The 19,306-nt window shown below is 37.9% G+C and carries 17 protein-coding genes, 1 pseudogene and 1 riboswitch; of the genes and pseudogenes, 4 read left to right on the forward strand and 14 right to left on the reverse strand.

The annotated features are described in order from the left end of the window. Nucleotides 1-39: 39 nt before the first annotated feature. The 3 genes from LQ50_RS14225 to LQ50_RS14235 form a co-directional block, all read right to left on the reverse strand. A complete protein-coding gene (locus tag LQ50_RS14225) occupies nt 40-1,932 on the reverse strand; it encodes a putative bifunctional diguanylate cyclase/phosphodiesterase (protein ID WP_052144772.1) in 1,893 nt (630 codons plus the stop codon). Nucleotides 1,933-2,102: 170 nt separating this feature from the next. Then, complete coding sequence (locus LQ50_RS14230; protein ID WP_034630510.1) at nt 2,103-3,416, reverse strand: putative bifunctional diguanylate cyclase/phosphodiesterase; 1,314 nt, start codon at nt 3,414-3,416, stop codon at nt 2,103-2,105. A gap of 137 nt (nt 3,417-3,553) precedes the next feature. Then, a complete protein-coding gene (locus LQ50_RS14235; RefSeq protein ID WP_034630512.1) occupies nt 3,554-4,096 on the reverse strand; it encodes a DUF2179 domain-containing protein in 543 nt (180 codons plus the stop codon). Between the two features lie 466 nt (nt 4,097-4,562). Here LQ50_RS14235 and LQ50_RS14240 point away from each other — a divergent pair, with 466 nt between their 5' ends. Beyond that, nucleotides 4,563-5,846, forward strand: coding sequence for an Nramp family divalent metal transporter (locus LQ50_RS14240; protein WP_034630515.1), 1,284 nt, complete (start codon nt 4,563-4,565; stop codon nt 5,844-5,846). 109 nt (nt 5,847-5,955) lie between these two features. Here the strand turns inward: LQ50_RS14240 and tenA are convergent, their stop codons facing one another. The 4 genes from tenA to LQ50_RS14260 form a co-directional block, all read right to left on the reverse strand. Further along, nucleotides 5,956-6,624: a thiaminase II gene (tenA, locus tag LQ50_RS14245; protein WP_034630517.1), complete on the reverse strand. Its 669-nt coding sequence runs from the start codon at nt 6,622-6,624 to the stop codon at nt 5,956-5,958. Nucleotides 6,625-6,728: 104 nt separating this feature from the next. After that, nucleotides 6,729-6,838, reverse strand: a riboswitch (TPP riboswitch). Nucleotides 6,839-7,075: 237 nt separating this feature from the next. Continuing rightward, nucleotides 7,076-7,591, reverse strand: coding sequence for an ECF transporter S component (locus LQ50_RS14250; protein WP_034630518.1), 516 nt, complete (start codon nt 7,589-7,591; stop codon nt 7,076-7,078). Nucleotides 7,592-7,593: 2 nt separating this feature from the next. After that, nucleotides 7,594-8,016, reverse strand: coding sequence for a DUF4430 domain-containing protein (locus tag LQ50_RS14255; protein ID WP_034630521.1), 423 nt, complete (start codon nt 8,014-8,016; stop codon nt 7,594-7,596). Nucleotides 8,017-8,083: 67 nt separating this feature from the next. Then, nucleotides 8,084-9,310: a Bcr/CflA family efflux MFS transporter gene (locus LQ50_RS14260; protein WP_034630523.1), complete on the reverse strand. Its 1,227-nt coding sequence runs from the start codon at nt 9,308-9,310 to the stop codon at nt 8,084-8,086. A 234-nt stretch (nt 9,311-9,544) separates the two neighbouring features. Between LQ50_RS14260 and LQ50_RS14265 the strand changes: the two genes are divergently transcribed. Beyond that, nucleotides 9,545-10,000 (forward strand): DinB family protein, encoded by a 456-nt coding sequence (locus tag LQ50_RS14265; RefSeq protein ID WP_034630526.1) that lies wholly within the window; start codon nt 9,545-9,547, stop codon nt 9,998-10,000. Nucleotides 10,001-10,111: 111 nt separating this feature from the next. Here LQ50_RS14265 and LQ50_RS14270 read toward each other — a convergent pair whose 3' ends face one another. The 3 genes from LQ50_RS14270 to LQ50_RS14280 form a co-directional block, all read right to left on the reverse strand. Further along, nucleotides 10,112-11,338, reverse strand: a complete 1,227-nt coding sequence (locus tag LQ50_RS14270; protein WP_034630528.1) for a dicarboxylate/amino acid:cation symporter — start codon at nt 11,336-11,338, stop codon at nt 10,112-10,114. A 470-nt stretch (nt 11,339-11,808) separates the two neighbouring features. Further along, on the reverse strand, nt 11,809-12,573 hold the full coding sequence (locus tag LQ50_RS14275) for a MerR family transcriptional regulator (protein WP_034630531.1): 765 nt from the start codon (nt 12,571-12,573) through the stop codon (nt 11,809-11,811). A gap of 185 nt (nt 12,574-12,758) precedes the next feature. Beyond that, nucleotides 12,759-13,757, reverse strand: a complete 999-nt coding sequence (locus LQ50_RS14280) for a DUF4003 family protein (RefSeq protein ID WP_034630533.1) — start codon at nt 13,755-13,757, stop codon at nt 12,759-12,761. 388 nt (nt 13,758-14,145) lie between these two features. Between LQ50_RS14280 and LQ50_RS14285 the strand changes: the two genes are divergently transcribed. Then, on the forward strand, nt 14,146-14,424 hold the full coding sequence (locus LQ50_RS14285; RefSeq protein ID WP_034630536.1) for a thiamine-binding protein: 279 nt from the start codon (nt 14,146-14,148) through the stop codon (nt 14,422-14,424). A gap of 239 nt (nt 14,425-14,663) precedes the next feature. Here the strand turns inward: LQ50_RS14285 and LQ50_RS14290 are convergent, their stop codons facing one another. Further along, complete coding sequence (locus tag LQ50_RS14290; protein ID WP_034630539.1) at nt 14,664-15,227, reverse strand: hypothetical protein; 564 nt, start codon at nt 15,225-15,227, stop codon at nt 14,664-14,666. A 67-nt stretch (nt 15,228-15,294) separates the two neighbouring features. On the opposite strand from LQ50_RS14290, the pseudogene LQ50_RS14295 reads away from it, so the two are divergent. After that, a pseudogene (locus tag LQ50_RS14295) lies at nt 15,295-17,428 on the forward strand (catalase). A 108-nt stretch (nt 17,429-17,536) separates the two neighbouring features. On the opposite strand, the gene LQ50_RS14300 reads toward LQ50_RS14295, so the two are convergent. The 3 genes from LQ50_RS14300 to LQ50_RS14310 all read right to left on the reverse strand — a co-directional run bounded on the left by LQ50_RS14300 (nt 17,537) and on the right by LQ50_RS14310 (nt 19,280). Next, complete coding sequence (locus LQ50_RS14300) at nt 17,537-18,172, reverse strand: bifunctional 4-hydroxy-2-oxoglutarate aldolase/2-dehydro-3-deoxy-phosphogluconate aldolase (protein WP_034630541.1); 636 nt, start codon at nt 18,170-18,172, stop codon at nt 17,537-17,539. A gap of 30 nt (nt 18,173-18,202) precedes the next feature. After that, entirely contained in the window at nt 18,203-18,895 is a 693-nt protein-coding gene (rpiA, locus tag LQ50_RS14305) for a ribose-5-phosphate isomerase RpiA (protein WP_308417926.1), read from the reverse strand. A 106-nt stretch (nt 18,896-19,001) separates the two neighbouring features. Further along, on the reverse strand, nt 19,002-19,280 hold the full coding sequence (locus tag LQ50_RS14310) for a cupin domain-containing protein (protein ID WP_034630546.1): 279 nt from the start codon (nt 19,278-19,280) through the stop codon (nt 19,002-19,004). Nucleotides 19,281-19,306 lie beyond the last annotated feature (26 nt).

Genomic DNA, 19,306 nt, shown 5'->3' on the forward strand with positions numbered 1-19,306 from the left:
CGGGCGTCTTTTTATTTCTTATATGGCATAAAATAACCACTAAGTTAATCTAGAAGGCAATTTTGTTAAAAGTTTTTCAACCTCAGGAGCCGGCAGTGGCGGGCTATAATAATACCCTTGTCCATATTTACACCCATTCTGAATGAGAAACGCGGCTTGCTGTTCATCTTCAATTCCTTCTGCAATAAGATCAAAATCAAAGTTTCTCCCCATTTCAATCATTGTTTTCACCAATGAGGCCGTATTAGAATTTGAGATAATCTCACTTATAAATGTTTTATCAATCTTAACTAAATCAATTGGCAATTGATTTAAAACACTTAACGAAGAATACCCCGTCCCAAAATCATCAATAGAAATTTTTATCCCATACTGTTTTAATTCATGAATGATGGCAGAAGAGCGTTTCGTGTTTTGCATCACACTTTCTGTTATTTCAAGCCCTAAGTATTCCGGAGCTAACTCGACCTCTCTAAGAACTTCTTTTACCTCTTCTACAAATCCATTCGCTTCAAACTGGATCGCTGAAATATTAACAGCTACCTTCACTCTTACATCAGAGGATTGCTGCCACTCTTTATTTTGCCTACAAGCTTCTTTTAACACCCATTTCCCTAACGGTACAACCATTTCCGTTTCCTCTGCTATTGAAATAAATTCAATTGGAGAAATAATCCCTAATTCAGGATGCTTCCAACGAATGAGTGCCTCTACTCCGTAAATTTCTTCTGTTACTAAATTCAATTTAGGCTGATAGTGCAGATAGAACTCTTTGTTCCTAAGAGCTTTTTTTAAATCACGTTCTATCTTTGTTCGTCGGTCGAGAATGTGTTTGTCTTCATATTCATAAAATTGATAGTTGTTCTTCCCACGCTTTTTGGCTAAATACATGGCCGTATCGGCATGCTTAATTAAAGTCTTTAAATCTTGACCATCATGTGGATACATACTTATTCCGATACTAGGAGATGTGAAAAATTCTTCCTTTTCTAATAAAAAAGATGTGGTAAATCCAGTCAAAATTTGTTCTGCGACTTCCTTCACCTCACCTTTATGAACATCCTCTAAAAGAATAATAAATTCATCTCCCCCTTGCCTGGCCACTACATCTTGTTTACGCACTCTTTTCAGGATTCTATCTGTCACTAACTTTAACAAGATATCGCCTTGGTTATGCCCCATCGTATCATTAACAAATTTAAACCTGTCTAAATCAATCATCATCACAGCTAAATTGTGGGAGCCGCGCTTGCACCTTCCCAATGATTCCTCTAACAACTCCGTAAACTTATAACGGTTCGGTAAGCCAGTAAGCATATCATGATAGGCCATATACTTCATTTTGTCTTGTGCATTCTTTTGTTCGGTAATATCAAAAATAACGCCATACACCATGGATACTTCATTCTCCTCATTTCTTTGAGGTCTGATTCTGTTTTCTACCCAGCGAACTTCCCCACTTGACCGAGCAATTCGATATTGAAAGCTCGTTTTTTCTTTAGTTAAAATAGCCTGTTCAACATCTTTAATGATGTCTTTATCATCTGGATGAATCATCTCCTTCCAGATGTGGAAATTCCGCCTGAAAACATTAGGATCTACTCCGAAAATTTCACCAAGGCCTGCGGAAACGTCTCCTTGACCATTATTCACATTAACAAACCAAATACCTGCTTCGATATTATGAAATACATGATTAATTTGATCATTTAGTTCTTCTAATTTCGTTTGCTTTTCTAATAGTTGCTTTCGATAATGATATGTTTTCTCATCAAACTTCTTACCAACTAGAAATGCAACAATTAAACCAAGTATCCATGCCCCTAGTTCCCATGGATGGATAGCTTTCTCTATTAGATAGTGAGTGCCTATCGAATAACATCCAAGAGCTACTGTAGCTATTGATGTATAAAGTCGTCCTCGATAACTCAAAATTACAAATCCTCCCGTTCTAAGCGAAATACATACTATTAAAATTGTACATAACTCTGCCTGCTATTGCTATTAGTATTGTACACAGATAGTACAAACCCAAGTCTCTCTCCACAAAAAAGACAACCATTGACGGTTGCCCTCGAATACTTTTTTAGAAACTTGAATAACTACAAGCAATTTTTTATCTCTCTATTCACTTTAAAAATCACATCATTCAACTGCTCAAATGGCACTGGTTCACTAAAAAAGTAGCCTTGAAAAACATCGATATCTAATTTTCGCCACTCAGCAAACTGACTTTGCCCCTCAATTCCCTCAACTACTAGTTTAAACCCTAAGTTAGTGGCCATCTGTTTAATTGGAATAATAACGTTTGTGAGTTTATTGTTTTTCATTAAGCTTGTTATAAACCTTTTATCCAATTTTATATGATCGATTGGAAGATCGACAAAGTCAGAAAAGGAAAAATAGCCGTTTCCAAAATCATCTAACGCAATTTTATAACCCTTATTCCGTAAAAATTGCAATTTGGATTTCACATCTTCTCTTTTATAAATACTAATATTCTCGGTTATCTCAAAAATAAAATTCGGCTTCCCGATATTCGCCTCAGCAATAATCTCTTGGACCGTTTCTTCAAAAGAGTCCATTAAAAGCTGATTTACAGAAAGGTTAATCGAAAAGAATACATCATCATGTTTATCTGGCATATCTTTGATGTTACAACAGACTTGTCTGATTACCCAAGTAAAGATCCTATTAGCCATCCCTATTTTCTCCGCTAATGGGAGAAACTCATCGGGACCAATCACCCCTAGCTTGGGATGCTTCCACCTAATCAACGTTTCAACACCTATGACTTTCCTTTCATTCAAACCGACTTGTGGCTGATATTCCATATAAAAATCATCATCTCTTAATGCATGTGGCAAATCCACTTCAATCACGACTTTACGAAAAGCAGACTCTTTAACATTGCCTTGATACAATTTGTATTGGTTTATGCCCAATTCCAATGCTTCATACATTTGAGATTTAGCTAACATGATCAAGTCCTCACTACTAGAGTGCGCATAAGGATAAATACAAACGCCAATACAAGTTCCTAACGTGCTCTGATTATTTTTGTACGTATAGGTTCCTGATAAAGCTCCAATAATTCTTTCAACAATTACCGTACATTCGTGCTCTGTTACATCTGTTAACAAGATTACTATATCAGTGTCAGACAAAAAGCAAGCTGTATCTACATCCCTAATACTCGTTCGTAAACGGTCCGCTACTTGTTTACGAAGAAAACTTAGTACATTCAGTTCAGTATTAAGCTGAAATAACCTTACATAACATACAGCTGTAGCTGTTTTAAACCGATCACAATAAGCTAAATTCATATGCAATCGATCATAAAGCAAATATTCATTCGGAAACCCTGTTATTTCATCGATTAATTCCTTTATATATAGAGGGGTCTGTTTATTCATTTAACCATCCCATTTAAATAGCAAATATGCTATTTATTTTTTTCTTCATAGATCTATGTAATCATTTTGTTCTAATTCTGACAAGGATAAATCATATTTCCGCTTCTTCAACTACGATCTGGCCTGAATGTATGCTATTATTCCTTATCAATCTCTTTCTTTCTTCGTGTTCGCTTCATTGCTTTTACAAGGAAACCTCCCTTAAATTTCCTTGGCTCATAGGAGATGATAAAAGCTTTCGGCTCATACTCCTCTATCAAGTTCATTAATTCGTCTTCACGACTTCTTTTAGTTAAGAGTTCAAGCTGGTATCGCTTACTCTCTTTCCCTTCTCCTTCGAACACCGTTACACCAAATCCTTCATTTCGTAAAAAAGAAATTAACTCTTCATTTTTCCTTTCTAGATTTACAATCAAAGAGGTATAACCTATCGCTAATTTCCTTTCAACGTATGCCCCTAATAAGATCCCTATGCCAAAACCGACTGCATAGACAAACATTGCGATTGTGGAGGGGTTGCCTGATAAAACAATGGATAATCCAAATACATAAACCAACCCTTCTATCACAGCAAGCTGCGCCGCAATGACACTCATACCTTTCACAACAAAGATCGTTCTCAGTGTGAAAATGGGGACGTAAATTAGCTGAAGTATGATAATCAATAAAATCTCCTTCAAGTTCTCCCCTCCTCTTGGCGATTCAAGACAAACCAAGAAATAAGACATTTCTACAATATAATTTTATCAACTAACATTTAGTACAGATTTGCTATAAAAATTACACAATCAAAACCAATTAAAACATGAAGTAGCCTAAAGACAAAACAAACAATTAACTTCACCTTTTATGCAAAATAAGGAAGTAAAAGACAAACAATGATCTTTTTTCTATTTCACCTTTTTTGAAAGAACGATGTATAAGGGAATAACTTAATACAAAACCCGTGAATAAATCTCACACATGTTTAATGATTTTCATTTTAACTAAATCATATGGTGATTCACTTTTCACACTTTCTACAAAAATACATCAGTAGATTATATAACAACATAACAGAACAAAAAGAAGATATATGTTTATATTTTTAATATAAACGTAACTTAAAACACCAAAATTCTATACATAACGAAAGGCGTGAATTGAATGAGCAATGCTATACGGAAAGTAGATAAAGAGTTAGAGATGAAAGAGAAAACATCATCAACTGATCGAAGACCTTGGTGGCAAGCCTGGGGCCCAAGTGCAATAGTAGCTGCAGCCATTGTTGGCCCAGGAACAATTACAACAGTCTCTGTTACAGGAGCTACCTACGGATATCAAGGTGCATGGATTATCGTGCTAGCTTGTTTTATCGCTTATTTTGTACAAAAACCTGTAATTAAATGGACCATTCAAACCTCTACTGGTGCGATGGAAGGCGTTCGTAACGAAATTGGAAAAGGATGGGCGATCTTTCTTTATATTGCACTCTTGATAGGGGCTTTGGCGTTTCAAGCAGGGAACTTTTTAGGTGCAGCCATGGCGCTTAATTTCTTTGCTCCAAATGTTTCTTTTGTTACGTGGGTTGCCCTATTATCTTTTGGAGCACTAGCCATTTCTTTAATTGGAGTATATAAATTAATTGAGAATATTAACCGAACAATCATTGTACTTATGGCAGCTGCCTTTCTTATTACAGTGATAGCATCAGGACCAAGCGCAAGTGAAATAGCAACAACAGGCTTTTCATTCCAAATTCCCGGAGGAGATTATTGGCTTGTTTTAGCTCTTATTGCTACAACTCTTCCACCTAACACGGTATTAGCTCTATCTGCTTTTACTAAAAGAAAGTACAGTCAAGATCACTCTATAAGCCAAGAAGAAAAAATTAGACGGGGACATGCTGATCTTCGCGTAAACTTCATTATTACTGCATTTATTACACTTTCCATTTTGATTTGTGCAGGAGCTACTTTATATGGCACGGGCGCAACTGTTACAAGTGCTGGAGACATGGCTGGTCAACTTACACCGGTTCTTGGTCAATATGCGGGTATCCTTTTTGCTTTAGGTCTATGGGCTGCCGGGTTTTCATCTGGCCTATTTAACCTTAGTGTTCAGCCCATGTTATTTGGTCAAGCGTTCGGCACATCAGAGGACGCAAAAGCTCACATGAATCGAGGAATTATGATTGCTACTGCAATCTTACCAGTGTTAATCGTATTTTTATTTGGACAAATGCCCATCGAGTTAATCATTTCAGCTCAAGCATTAAATGGCTTGCTTTTGCCAATCATTGTAGGTTTTATCTGGATTCTCTCAAATAAAAAAGGAAAACTTGGCTTCTATAAAAATACACTCGTACAAAACATCCGATACGGGATCATTTTAGCCATTGTAAGTGTCCTTGCCGTACGCGTCCTTCTGCAACTTATTGGAGCTATTTAAGAATGAACACAAGGTGAACATTCAATGTTCACCTTGTGTATTTAATAACTGTTTAATCTGTTATTCAAAGAGTGCTCAAAATCACTGAGTATGTCCATTCTGCCCTGCCTTACACAGGCCACTTTTCTAACGTATAGGACATCTCCCAGAACATGTATTCATACCTACTGCTTGTTACAAAAATATCTTCCATTCGTTTCATCTCTTCATTAGAAGCACGCTTTGCCCAGTCATCTAAACGGTCAATTTGCTCCTTAACTAACGTTGCAAACCATTCGTCTCCATACGTGTCAATCCACTTTTGATAAACGGGATGCCCTGGGGTAGATCCTTTATACTTCTCTCCAATTTCCCAGTACAACCAATAACATGGAAGGATAGCCGCAATGACTTCCCCTAAAGAACCCTTATAAGCAACAGATAACATATGATTCGTATAGGCAACTGCCGTCGGAGCAGGCACGTTTGCCATGTGACCTTCACTATTTTTTTCAAGACCTAAATCTTTGGCAAACCCTTCATGAAGCATATGCTCTGCATCAAAGGTTGCTCTAGCATGAAAGGCCATTTGTGATGTTGTATAGAAATCCAGTGCTTTCGCCGCTCCAATTGCTTGCACTTGGGCAAACCTAGACAGATAAAAAGAATCCTGCTGTACATAATAAATAAAACACTCAATTGGCAATGAGCCATCTGCTACTCCTGTAACAAATGGGTGTTCAAAGCTTGCATTCCAAATCGCATCTACTCTATTTCGAAGTTGCTCTGAAAATTTCATCGTGCTCATCCCTTCTTACTTCTTTTTACGTTCATTTCCTATAAAATGCCTCATTAAAAAAAGTCTACACACCACAGAGGCATGTAGACGTTACATGTTAATCATGTAATCCTAATAAACATCCCTCCGCTGGCATTACCCAGATCAGGTTAAGGGTCGATATCTTCATCAGGATATCCTCTCAGCCAACCTCATAGCTCCCCTAATACTTTTCTTGAATTTTCCAAGCAAAGCGTAACATATATTGCAATTTTGTGCAATATTCTGTTCATTTAACAAGTTCTTGGTCCCATCATCGTTCTAATGCGTTACCTTCCCTCCATTTTCCCAACGCTTTGGGCTCTCATTCTTCTCATAATCCAAAAAGAGACGGAAAGCTATTTTTCCGCCTCAATTTGTTATAATTTTAAATTCCGCCTCTAACCAAGCCTCTTTGAAGCAAACATTCCCATTAGATTGATGAAAATGGACCTTTTTTCAAATAATGAATAAAAATCCTACTCATTACAGGGTATAGGAGTGAAAAGAAAATCATATTGCCTATCGCATGGTTTGTATCAAATGGTACACCAGCTAAATAATAAGCTAGAAAACGATCACTCAATAAAAGCATATTTAACGAAATGACAAATCCATAAAAGTAACCACAAAATCCTGCATACATGATAAGAACGACAAAAGGAATGCCCCATTTTTCATGGGCTCTTCCAATCCAACCAGAAACAAGCCCGATCATAGACCAAGAAATGATTTGCCAAATCGTCCAAATACCGGTTCCTAAAGTCATATTCGTTAATACCGTACTAATGAATCCTAAAATGAGGCCATTAGCAGGACCCATAAACATGGCCGTAATAATAATGATAGACGTGACAGGTTGAACATTAGGAATATGGGCGAAAGCCATTCGACCAACCACACAAAGCGCACTTAGCATGGCAAGTAACGTGATTCTGCGAATAGACATGGCTATTCAATTGAATCGTAATGAAAATGAATCAGATCTCCATGTTCGAGTTCATATTCAGTAGCTCCTACTAACGCTTCTTCTCCATTGATTGTATAGAGCCAATAACTTGATGTTTCATCATCTGCTTCAATTCCATTAATTCCTGAGATAAATGCACCTTCATATGCCGTTGTAATTTCATAATTCTCATCCATGACTTCCATAAGCGTTTGTCCTTGTTCGAACGTTACCGTATCTTCACTCAGAATATTTTCATGATCTTCCTCACTCAATACAACAGTAGCAGAAAGCTCCTCTAGACCTTCTTCTTGTCCCTCTTCACTAGACTCATCTTGAACGGGCTCTTCCACCGTTTCATTGTTCGCTCCGCAACCAGTTAATGTTAGCATGACAGCAAATAAAATAGAAAACCAAAGTCTCATTACAATTCCTCCCAAATAATCAATCATCAATAGTTTGTCCGCGTTACTTGTAAGAATGTATTCTACTTCACCCTACCATATCTTTAGCAACCTGTTTTTCTGATTGCTTTTTTGTCAACCTAAAGAAAGCAACAGACCCTAGTAATGAAGTAAAAAACAAAATAGCTCCCATTGGCACAGCAGTTGATTCATTTATCCCAACCAGTGGTGAGACCATAGCGCCAAGCAATAAGGCAAGCGTCCCTAGTACCGCACTTGCACTTCCCGCACGGTGTCCTTGATGCTCCATCGCCAATGTAAATGTACTCGTTAAAATCATCCCCATAGCTGTCATGTAAATGAAAATAGGAATCACAAGCGTGGCTAATGGTCCTTCAATAATTGTCATTAATAATAAGAATGCAGTTGCACTAACGGAAATAATCACCGCCACGCGCAATATGCTTCGTTCGTGAACAATTCCACCTAAGCGACCGATAATGAAGCTCCCTAGGATAATAGCCAGTCCATTTATCCCAAATAAAACACTAAATGCTTGCGGTGAAACATTATAAATTCCTTGGTACACAAAAGGAGTCCCGGCGACATAAGCAAAGCTTCCACCATGAATGAACCCAACCGTTAATGCATATCCAATGAAAGACCGATCTTTAAACAAGCTCCCCATTGTCCGAACAGAATGTCCAATTGTACTTGGAATCCGCTTTTCTGGAGGCAATGTCTCCTTTAATTTCAGTGCAACAACTAACACAATGAAAAGACCAATCAAACCTAAAAAGTAAAAAATCGTACTCCAATTTGCAAAAGGGAGAAGCAATATGGCCCCACCAGCCATCGGAGCAGCCATTGGTGCAACTGCATTAATAACCATTAAAAGTGCAAAGAACTTCGTCAACTCACGACCACTGAACACATCACGAACGACAGCGCGTGATAAAACAACCCCAGCAGCCGCCGTAAAGCCTTGTAAAAATCGAGCTATGACCAAAATGGTTATATTAGGAGCCAGTGCACAAAGCAATGAAGAAATAGCAAATAAAAAGATGGAAATCAATAATGGCTTTTTTCTCCCTTGTGCATCACTAATTGGGCCAACAACGACTTGTCCAACTGCAAGGCCAAGTAAACATGCTGTTAAACTAAGTTGTACAAGAGAGGCCCTGGCCCCTAGATCATCAGCTATTTCTGGAAAGCTTGGCAAATACATATCAATATTAAGCGGACCTAATATCGCCAGCATACCGAGCAGAAAAGCTAATCCTATACGCTCTTTCCCAGTTGGATTATGTAACATAAATCATAAGCACCTTCCCTAGAATTTTACGAACCTAACAACTTATAAAAAAATCTTTGTCATTGCTAGTCACATAGATATAAAATGTTACAAGTAACCGACTTTACAAAGTATAATACAAAAAGTTTAAAGATTAAATAATAGAGCTCTTTTTAGTCAAAGTGTTATTGCTTGACGATTGCCCTTACAACATTTACCTTTAAATGGGAATGATCATACTCAAGGAGGATTCAGATGAAAAAAAGCACTCATTATAAGGACTACTTTCTAGCACACCGTCTTGTTACAAATGAATTAGTTGAAAAGATTGGCAATAACCATTATAACTACAAGCCAACAGATACTTCCATGTCAGCTAAAGAGCTTGTCGTTCATATGCTAACATCCTTTTATCAATTTGTATCAGCAGCAGCAAAGAGGACTCCCACCCCACTCCATGATGAAAATGCAGATATAAACTTAACGGAACTTGCGAAGCTATACACTGAAGAGTCTGTGAAAATCATCGAGTCATTAGCAGAAGAAGACCTTGACGAGATCATTGACCTTACTGCAGTTCTTGGCTTGAAACTCCCTGCCGAAAAAATCATTAATTTGGCTATAGATCACGAGATTAATCATAAAGGAAATTTGTTTGTTTACGTTCGTGGAATGGGACATACTGACTTGCCGATGTTTATAAGAAAATAAGAAAGACAAGTGACACCTTTACTCTACAATGAGTAGTAGGTGTCTTATTTCTAAAGAAATCGAAAAAGCGTTATAACCGTAATCAATCACGATTATAACGCCCTGCAACGTTTATACTGTTTCTACTTTTTCTTTTCCACCTTCACTTCGCTCGATAAATACAGCACATGCTGCATCTCCAGTAATGTTGACTGATGTACGAAGCATATCAAGGATTCGGTCTACAGCTAACACAAGAGCAATACCCTCTACTGGCAACCCGACAGATTGCAAGACCATCGCAAGCATGATCATCCCAACCCCAGGAACTCCAGCGGTACCGATACTAGCAAGAGTTGCCGTTAACACAACGGTAACTAACGCACCAACTGAGAGTGGTTCAGCAAAAACTTGCGCGATAAACACAGTCGCCACAGCTTGCATAATAGCTGTACCATCCATGTTAATTGTTGCCCCAAGCGGTTGCACAAAACCAGAAATTGGTTTGGATACCCCTAATTTTTCTTGGGCCGTTTTCATAGAAAGCGGAAGCGTTGCATTACTACTTGATGTACTAAATGCAACGGTCATAGCTGGCGCAAAGTTTTTAAAGAAATGAAGTGGACTCATTTTCCCTAAAGCATAAACAACACCCGAATACACGAGAGCCACGTGAAGAATCAACGCTAACACCACACAAAGCATGTACATTGCCATCGAAGATAATGCATCTAAACCAAGCTTCCCAATGGCTGATGCGATTAAACCAAAGGCTCCATATGGTGCAAGCTTCATCGCAATAGTAACAAGGAACATCATAATCTCATTTCCTTGCTCGATTAGCTTATGAATTCCTTTAGTCTTTTCACCAAGATGCGCTAATGCAAACCCAATAAAAATAGCAAAGAAAATAATTTGCAACATTTGACCAGTTGCTAAGGCATCAATTGGATTGGTTGGAATGATGTTTAATAAAGTCTCCATGACCGGAGGCGGTTCTGTCGCTTCGAAATTAGCCTCTTCAGTCCCCATCAACCCTTCTTGTCCAGGCTGAATTGTTAGAGCCACACCAAATGCAATACATAACGCGACAACCGTCGATAATAAATAAAATCCTACTGTCTTAATGCCAATTCGCCCTAATTTTTTCGTATCACTCATTCCAGCTGTTCCTAAGACAATCGAAAAGAACACAAGTGGCACAACCAACATCGTAATTAGCTTTAAGAATATTTGCCCTAGTGGAGTCAATACATATGAATCCAAAGGACCAAATGCTCCCGGAGCAAATAGGTTAAACCCAAGCCCTACAGCTACCCCTAGGATCAGCGCAATAATAATCTTCTTAGTTAATCCCATTTTTCTACTCCTCTCATGATGTAGACCATCTCATTCGATGCTACAAATTAAATTCGCCAAGTACTATGATTCCATTTTATTTATTTGACGTCAAATGTATTTATCTTTTTAAGTGCAGCATCAGAATGGAGATCGACCTATTTTTGTACGAATGTTCTCTAAATGATTTACTTAATCTTGATTTAAATTATGACTTACTAATGACTTTTCCCGAATGAATCCCTCTTTTTTCTGTAACCCTACCATAAAAGACCTAGATAAATTCCCTTCACATCAGTCTTTCTATCCAATTTGGACCATTTGCTGTCGAATTTCACGAATATACTTTCGCAACTGTTCAATATCCTGTCCAAACTCTTTCAAATTCAATCAAAAATCCCCCCTCCTGTATAGGGAGGGGGGATTTTTTACAGGTATTTTTTCTGTCAGGTAGTCTATCATGTTCAATGCTGCTTTGTTGATGATTTCCTCTATTCCTTCTTCCCTAAATAAATCAAAACAGCATCTCGCAAAAATCCAGCTCCACCTTTAACAGATTTGTCATAATAAGCTGTAAACCGCTCATCCGCCACATACATTTCTACAAGCCCCGCATGTGCTTCCTTCGTATAACTAGGCCACGAATACATAAGCCACTCTTTGTGCTTTGCAGCAAGCTCCCATGCTAGATCCGAGGAAGGATCTCCGGTTTCAAATGCTTTCTTTAGCAACGAAAATATTTCATTCCCTAAGTTCGTCATCTTCTCATAATCTTCTTGAGACATATTTCTTAACTTTGCATTGCTAGCCTTTACCATCTCATCCCCGTATTTTTCACGAATTTCTTCCCCGTACGTTTGCTCGTTTTCTTCAATTAATTTTTCCTTAAGCCCCTTAAATTTTTCTTGATCCTGCATGGCTACTCCTCCTTTTCTACTTTCAATGGTTCTCTCAACCGTCTCAATAATGCTATCCAATCGGGCACGTTTCTTTTTTAATTCTTTGTAGTGATTTTGTAATGCTTCGAATTGATCATAGGACGGTTTATTCATCAGATTGAGAATCTCTCCTAAGCCAACATCCAATTCTCGATAAAATAAAATTTGCTGCAGCTGATCTACCTCTTTTTGTCCGTAAATTCGATAGCCAGAGGAGTTAATTCTGGCCGGTTTCAACAGACTGATTTGATCATAGTAACGAAGTGTACGGCTACTGACACCTGATAACTGTGCCAATTTTTTGACTGTGTATTCCATCTACTATCCTCCTAACAATTTCATGATAAAGCCTTACGTCGCGTAAAGGTCAAGAAGAATTCTTTTTCAAATTTAAAAAAGGGCTCTCCCAAAAGGTATAATTCCACCCTGTGGAAGAGCTCTGATCTTTTTAAGTATTGCAAGGATTGTTTCTCTTCTAAAAGGTGCTAGCTTATTACCAGCATTTATGAACTCCCTCCATTACTGCTTGAAACAGCCACTGCAGCACCTGTCATTGCTGCAAACATGGCAGCCTGCTGAGCTTGGATAATCGTTTCAATCGTCGTTTGAATACCTGTGCTAATTAAAGAGGTATCTTCCACTTTATCCTTCACAATAAAAGTAACAGCCATAATAAAATTAACATCCTTATGCCACCTAAAGCCTTTTTCCACATTTAGACGTTTAAATAAAGCCATTACGTTATCTACTTCCTCCAAACCATTCTCTAACAATGAAAGCAACCCAATGGTAGGATAAAATACTGGCTTTATTTTTCTACCAGCTTCTTTAAACATATTCGTTAATTCAGAAATACGATGAATGAGTATATCCGAATCAACATTTTTATCTAATGAAAGTATATGTGACAAAAATTGAAGGTCATTCCCTTTCCGAAATCCATGCGGAGGTAACGCTTTATAGTAATAATCAATATCATCCATCATCTCATCAATATCCCTGTTTACTTGGGCCAAAAGAACCGCTAAAGGATAATCACTTTCTCCTGTTAAGAAGAAATGATCTTTTTTCATTCCTTTATATACTGCCATGGCTCTTTCAATCATCCATTTATGATTCGTTTCATTGGTATCCCCTAAAAGAAGGCACAAGGCCGCCATAAATGTAAAGTTTCCTCTTTTAAATCCACCTTCAACCAACTTCTCATATACTGCAACATATTCATGAAACTTCTCTTTCGGTTGATCATAATTCACATCAAGCATCGCCGCTGAGATAAAACGCTGAGATGACTTTAATGACGAGAACATGCCTACATTATTTTTAATGTAATCACTTATTTCAAGAAAAGATGAGGGTCTAAATTCTTTATTTCTTGTTACGTATAACGATGCGACCATCATCAAAGTACGCTCATCTGTAAAGTGCCATTTCAGTCTCTTTTTTAGTTGCCGAAAAATGGATGAATACTCATTTACAATTTGATCTAGGTCCTTCCCCATTCGTGACACATCCTTTACCTTCAAGTTCCTTCTTTACGATAATGTATATTTACGAAGAACTAGCTTTAAGGTTTCAAAGTCCAGATTTTATTACCTATTTATATTTATGTAAAAGGAGATGCTTCTCATTTGTTTTTCTTGCACCTTAAACGATCATCTCCATTTCTGGAGCCATTCTACTAACATACTGAATGAACGGATATGTTTTACAACAAGCAAGTAGGGTATTAGAGTACTATACAAACGAAAGGAGTTGGTCGTAATGAAGCAACTTAAACGTACAATTGATTTGGTCATTGGACCTGCATCCACATCATTTTTTAGATAACCCCTTGGAGTTTACTTATAAAGAAATTCAATAACGATACAGAAAGGATTGAGGAAAATAATGGCTACAGTTACAGCTGGATTTCAAATTTTACCAGAGGGAAAAGATATGCATACGGATGGAATGATTCCTGAAGTACTAAATCTCGTAAAAGAGACGGGACTAGAATTTTATATTGGACCAATGGAGACAGTTATTGAAGGAGACTTAGACGAGGTAATTGAAGTCATTAAGGATGCGCAACATCTAGCCATTTCCACCGGTGCGTCTGAATGTATCACCAATATCAAAATCCATTATAAGCCAAGTGGTATCACAATCGAAGAAAAAGTATTTTAAAGTACAACGCATTAGTGAGAGACGAAAATCAAATTGATTTTCGTCTCTTTAATTAGATTTTGATTTTCATGGACTGGATATAGGGACTGTTCTGGTTTCAATTTAGTATGTTTCAACGTTCATTAATTAGATAAGACCTTTTTAAACAAAAAGAGGTAACCCTTCGTAAATAGAAGGATTACTCATTTAGTATAAATTCATTGTAAATTATATTTGTTCCTTATTGTAAGCACCCGTCCCTAACTTGCCCTCCTCCTAATTTTTAAAACCCATTTAGTAAACCAATATGTAATAAACACAATCACCAAATCAATAAGAAACAAGTAAAATTTATTCATACCTTTATTGAACTCCAGAAGCCCTAACATCTCCTCAATGGTTGCAAAACCAAAGGCAAACACAGCACTTAATATGATTGTGTATAAATAGAAGTTTTTTTTATGATTGGTACAGTATTGATACAAAAGTAAAAAGGCTACAGGAAGGGCCGATGCCGTCATATTTAATGCAAATGGTAAATACGGATTAAAGAAATACTTATGAATCAGAAAACTATGATTTTGTAAAAAAATAACCATGTATGACCACAAGATATGAACGGTATATCCAAAGAAAAACAACTCAAAAATTCTCTTACGATCGACTGTAAAACAAAGTAAAATTAATGGTCCTACTAACAACAATGTAACAACCCAAAACTGCCATGTCCCCATATGAGAATATTCTTGCCAGTATGACGTAATTAACATATCCATCTCATGGCTTTTTTCATATATTTGATCCCAATATTCATTGAACTCCATTTTGTCGCCCCCTAGATAGCAATATAGCGTTCATGTCTATCTTGACGAGAAATCGTGAAAAATATCCGTGAAAATATTTATACTTAATAAACCAGACCACTCTAAAGATGAACAACTAGAGTCGTTTACCGTTGATCATAGCGGCAAAAGAATGACGACTAATCAAGGAATTCGTGTATCAAATGACGATGATTCCCTAAAGGCGGGAACACGTGGACCAACCATCATGGAGGATTTTCATTTTAGAGAGAAAATGACTCATTTTGATCACGAGCGGATTCCAGAACGAGTCGTCCATGCGCGTGGAAGTGGTGCCCACGGCTTTTTTCAAGTTTATGAACCAGTTCCGGAGCTTACTCAAGCAAAGTTCTTACAAGATCCATCTATACAAACTCCTGTCTTCGTTCGCTTTTCTACGGTTCTAGGGTCAAAAGGTTCGGCTGATACTGTACGTGATACGTGATGTGCGAGGATTCGCAGTAAAATTTTATACAGAAGAAGGAGTCTTTGACCTAGTTGGCAATAACATCCCTATCTTCTTTATCCAAGATGCCATGAAGTTTCCCGATGTGATTCATGCAGCCAAACCTGAACCTAACAGAGAAATTCCTCAAGCTGCAACAGCACATGATACCTTTTGGGACTTTGTCGTTAATAATACCGAAACAGCTCATATGGTATTATGGGTGCTTTCGGATCGAGGAATTCCAAGAAGTTACCGTATGATGGAAGGCTTTGGCGTTCATACGTTTCGACTTGTCAATGAACAAGGAAAGGCTCGATTTGTTAAATTTCACTGGAAACCCCTACTCGGTGTGCACTCATTAGTTTGGGAAGAAGCTCAACAATTAGCCGGAAAAGATCCCGACTACCACCGTCGTGATTTATGGAACGCCATTGAAGCTGGATACTTCCCAGAATACGAACTCGGTGTACAGATCCTTGAAGAAGAACATGAATTTGCATTTGATTTTGATATTTTAGATCCTACAAAGTTCTGGCCTGAGGAGTTAATCCCTGTCCAAAAAATCGGGAAACTTACATTAAATCGAAATGTCGATAACTTTTTTGCAGAAACGGAACAGGTTGCTTTTCATGTTGCCAATGTTGTACCAGGTATTGATTTTACAAACGATCCCCTCCTTCAAGGCAGACTCTTTTCCTATTTAGACACTCAATTAATTCGATTAGGTGGCCCAAACTTCCATGAGATCCCGATCAATCGCTCCGTTTCACCTGTTGTTAACAATCAACGTGATGGCTTTCATCGCATGACAATCAACCGAGGTGTCACAAGCTATTCTGTTAATTCGCTGCAAGATAATGACCCAAGACCATCTACAAAAAAAGAAGGTGGTTACGTACACTATGCTGAAAAAGTGGATGGTCGAAAAATTCGCGAACGAAGTCCGAGCTTTCATGACCACTTTAGCCAGGCTACCTTCTTTTGGAACAGTATGTCTGACATTGAAAAACAGCACATTATTAACGCCTTTCACTTTGAAGTTGGCAATGTTGAAAGTAAAGAAATAAGGGAACGTGTCGTAGAAGTGTTTAATCAAGTCGATAACCAACTAGCCATTGCAATAGCTGCTGGTATAGGGGTAGATCCTCCTATGATACCAGGGGGCACTGGAGTAAAAGGACAATCTCCAGCTGTCAGTCAAATGAATACAAAACATTCAACACTATCAAGAAAAGTTGCTATATTAGCAGAAAATGGGGTAAACGAGGATGAAATCACCCAAGTAATAAACCGTTTAAAGAATTTTGGGGTAACAACGGAGATCATTAGTACTTCACTTGGTACAATCAAAAGTACTACTGGTCACGAATTTAAAGTAGATAAGACCTTTTCTACAGGGGAATCTGTCATGTATGATGCCATCTATCTTCCAGGGGGGAAGAAAAGTGTAAAGCAATTATCCGACGATGAAAAAGCTTTACATTTTATAAAAGAGACTTACACCCATGCGAAAACGATCGGAGCATCAAATGAAGGTGTGGATTTGATAGCCGATGCACAAATATACGGAATTGCCATTGCCTCGACCGAAAGCACGGCATCACCCGTTAACTCATTAGGGGTTATTACGATTAGAAATGCATCAAACATGACTAGTTTCATCCAATCTTTTTCTCAAGCTATCGCTAAACACCGTCATTGGAAGCGGGAAGTAGGTATATCCTCATTCTTTTAAATGGTCGTTTCCCAAAACCCAAAGATTCCTTTAGCTTTTTTCAAACTCGACAAACCAGACAATAAATGTCTGGTTTGTCTTACTAGCAACTATAATATTTACCAAATGCTAATCCCTTGCCACCTGCACCGCACGAACAAACTCTTTTGATTTTCTCGTTAACGCTGCTAAATTTTCCTCATTCATGTCTAGTTTTGTATTAACAAGCGCACTTCCTAGCCCTACTGCCACCGCACCTGCTTTTATATAATCTGCAAGATTCGAAACATTAATGCCTCCTGTTGGCATAAGAGGAATATGAGGAAGAGGTCCGTGAACATCTTTTAGATAAGACGGTCCAAATACATTAGCTGGGAACACTTTAATTACATCAGCCCCACTCTCATAAGCAGTTAAAATTTCCGTTGGTGTTAATGCCCCAGAAATACAAACAACACCATAACGCTTTGTCATCCGAATCGTTTCTGGATTGACCGTCGGAGAGAAAACAAATTTGGCTCCTGACATAATGGCTGCGCGTGCCGTTTCAGGATCTAAAACAGTACCAGCCCCCACAATCACATCAGTTAATTCCGTAGACACCTTTTCAATAAGCGAAAGTACTTTGGGCGTTTCAACTGTAATTTCCAATGTCTTTACCCCTCCGTCACGGAGAGCTCTTGAAATAGGAACAATAGTATCGACAGTTGCCCCTCTAATAATGGCGACAACGCCACTATCTTTTATCTCTTGTAATAAAGTCATAAATTCCTCCTCCATTCATTTTTTTATGCACTATTTTCTTAAAACTTGAACTCCATTGTCTTTGCCCACAATCACGTGATCTGTCATTCCAATAAAAAGTCCCGTTTCAACTACACCCACGACTTGCTTTAATTGAGCATGAAGATTCATTGCATTTTCAATGTACCCAAAATGACAATCTAAAATATAATTTCCATTATTAGACACGTATATCTCATTCTCACTTTTTCGAAGTTGAATGCTGCGACAACCCATCTGTGAAATACGTCGCTCGGTAACTTCCCACCCAAATGGTACGACTTCTATTGGCACACCAAATTCACCGAGATTGCTAACTACCTTCGATTCATCCACAACGATAATGAGATTCTTAGAAGCCGCATTGACTATCTTTTCTCGAACAAGAGAGCCTCCTCCACCTTTAATTAAATGGAAAGAGGGATCAACTTCATCTGCACCATCAATGGCCAAGTCAAGCTCTGTTCCTTGCTGGAAATCCGTTAAGGGAACACCAAATTGGTTAGCCCATCCTTCTGTTCGAATTGAGGATGGAACTCCTTTAATCTTCATCCCCTTGTTCACTAATTCCCCTAATTTTTTAATCGTCCAGTAAACAGTAGATCCCGAACCTAGACCGATCGTCATCCCATCCTCTATCCATTCAACTGCTTTTTCACCTGCACGTTTCTTTCTTAGCTCGACTTGATCAGTCAATCGAATCACTCCTTACTAAAGAATAAAGAAGAGAAGAAAAGATCTCGAGACCACTAAAAAAGGGACAATTTCCACCCTTTTCAGTGGTCTTTAAAGATCTCTTCTCTTTCTTTTTCTATTCAACTAAATCCTCTCTAATAGGGGTAAAGACATCGAGAATGATACAGTCCTCTAGAACCTTTACACGATGCTCAACGTTCGAAGGAATGTACTGTACATCCCCTTCTTTAAGAACAGACGTAACTCCACCTACTTCAAATTCAACTGAACCTTTATTAATATAACTAACCTGTTCATGAATATGTTGGTCGACATCTCCGTGAAAACCTTTTTTTAATGCAACCTTTACAAACATTAACGATCCTTCATGCGTTAAGACTTCTCTTTCTACCATAACAACACGTTCCTTTCACACTTACT

The sequence above is a fragment of the Halalkalibacter okhensis genome, from assembly GCF_000787375.1.
Classification (GTDB): Bacteria; Bacillota; Bacilli; order Bacillales; family Bacillaceae_D; genus Halalkalibacter; species Halalkalibacter okhensis.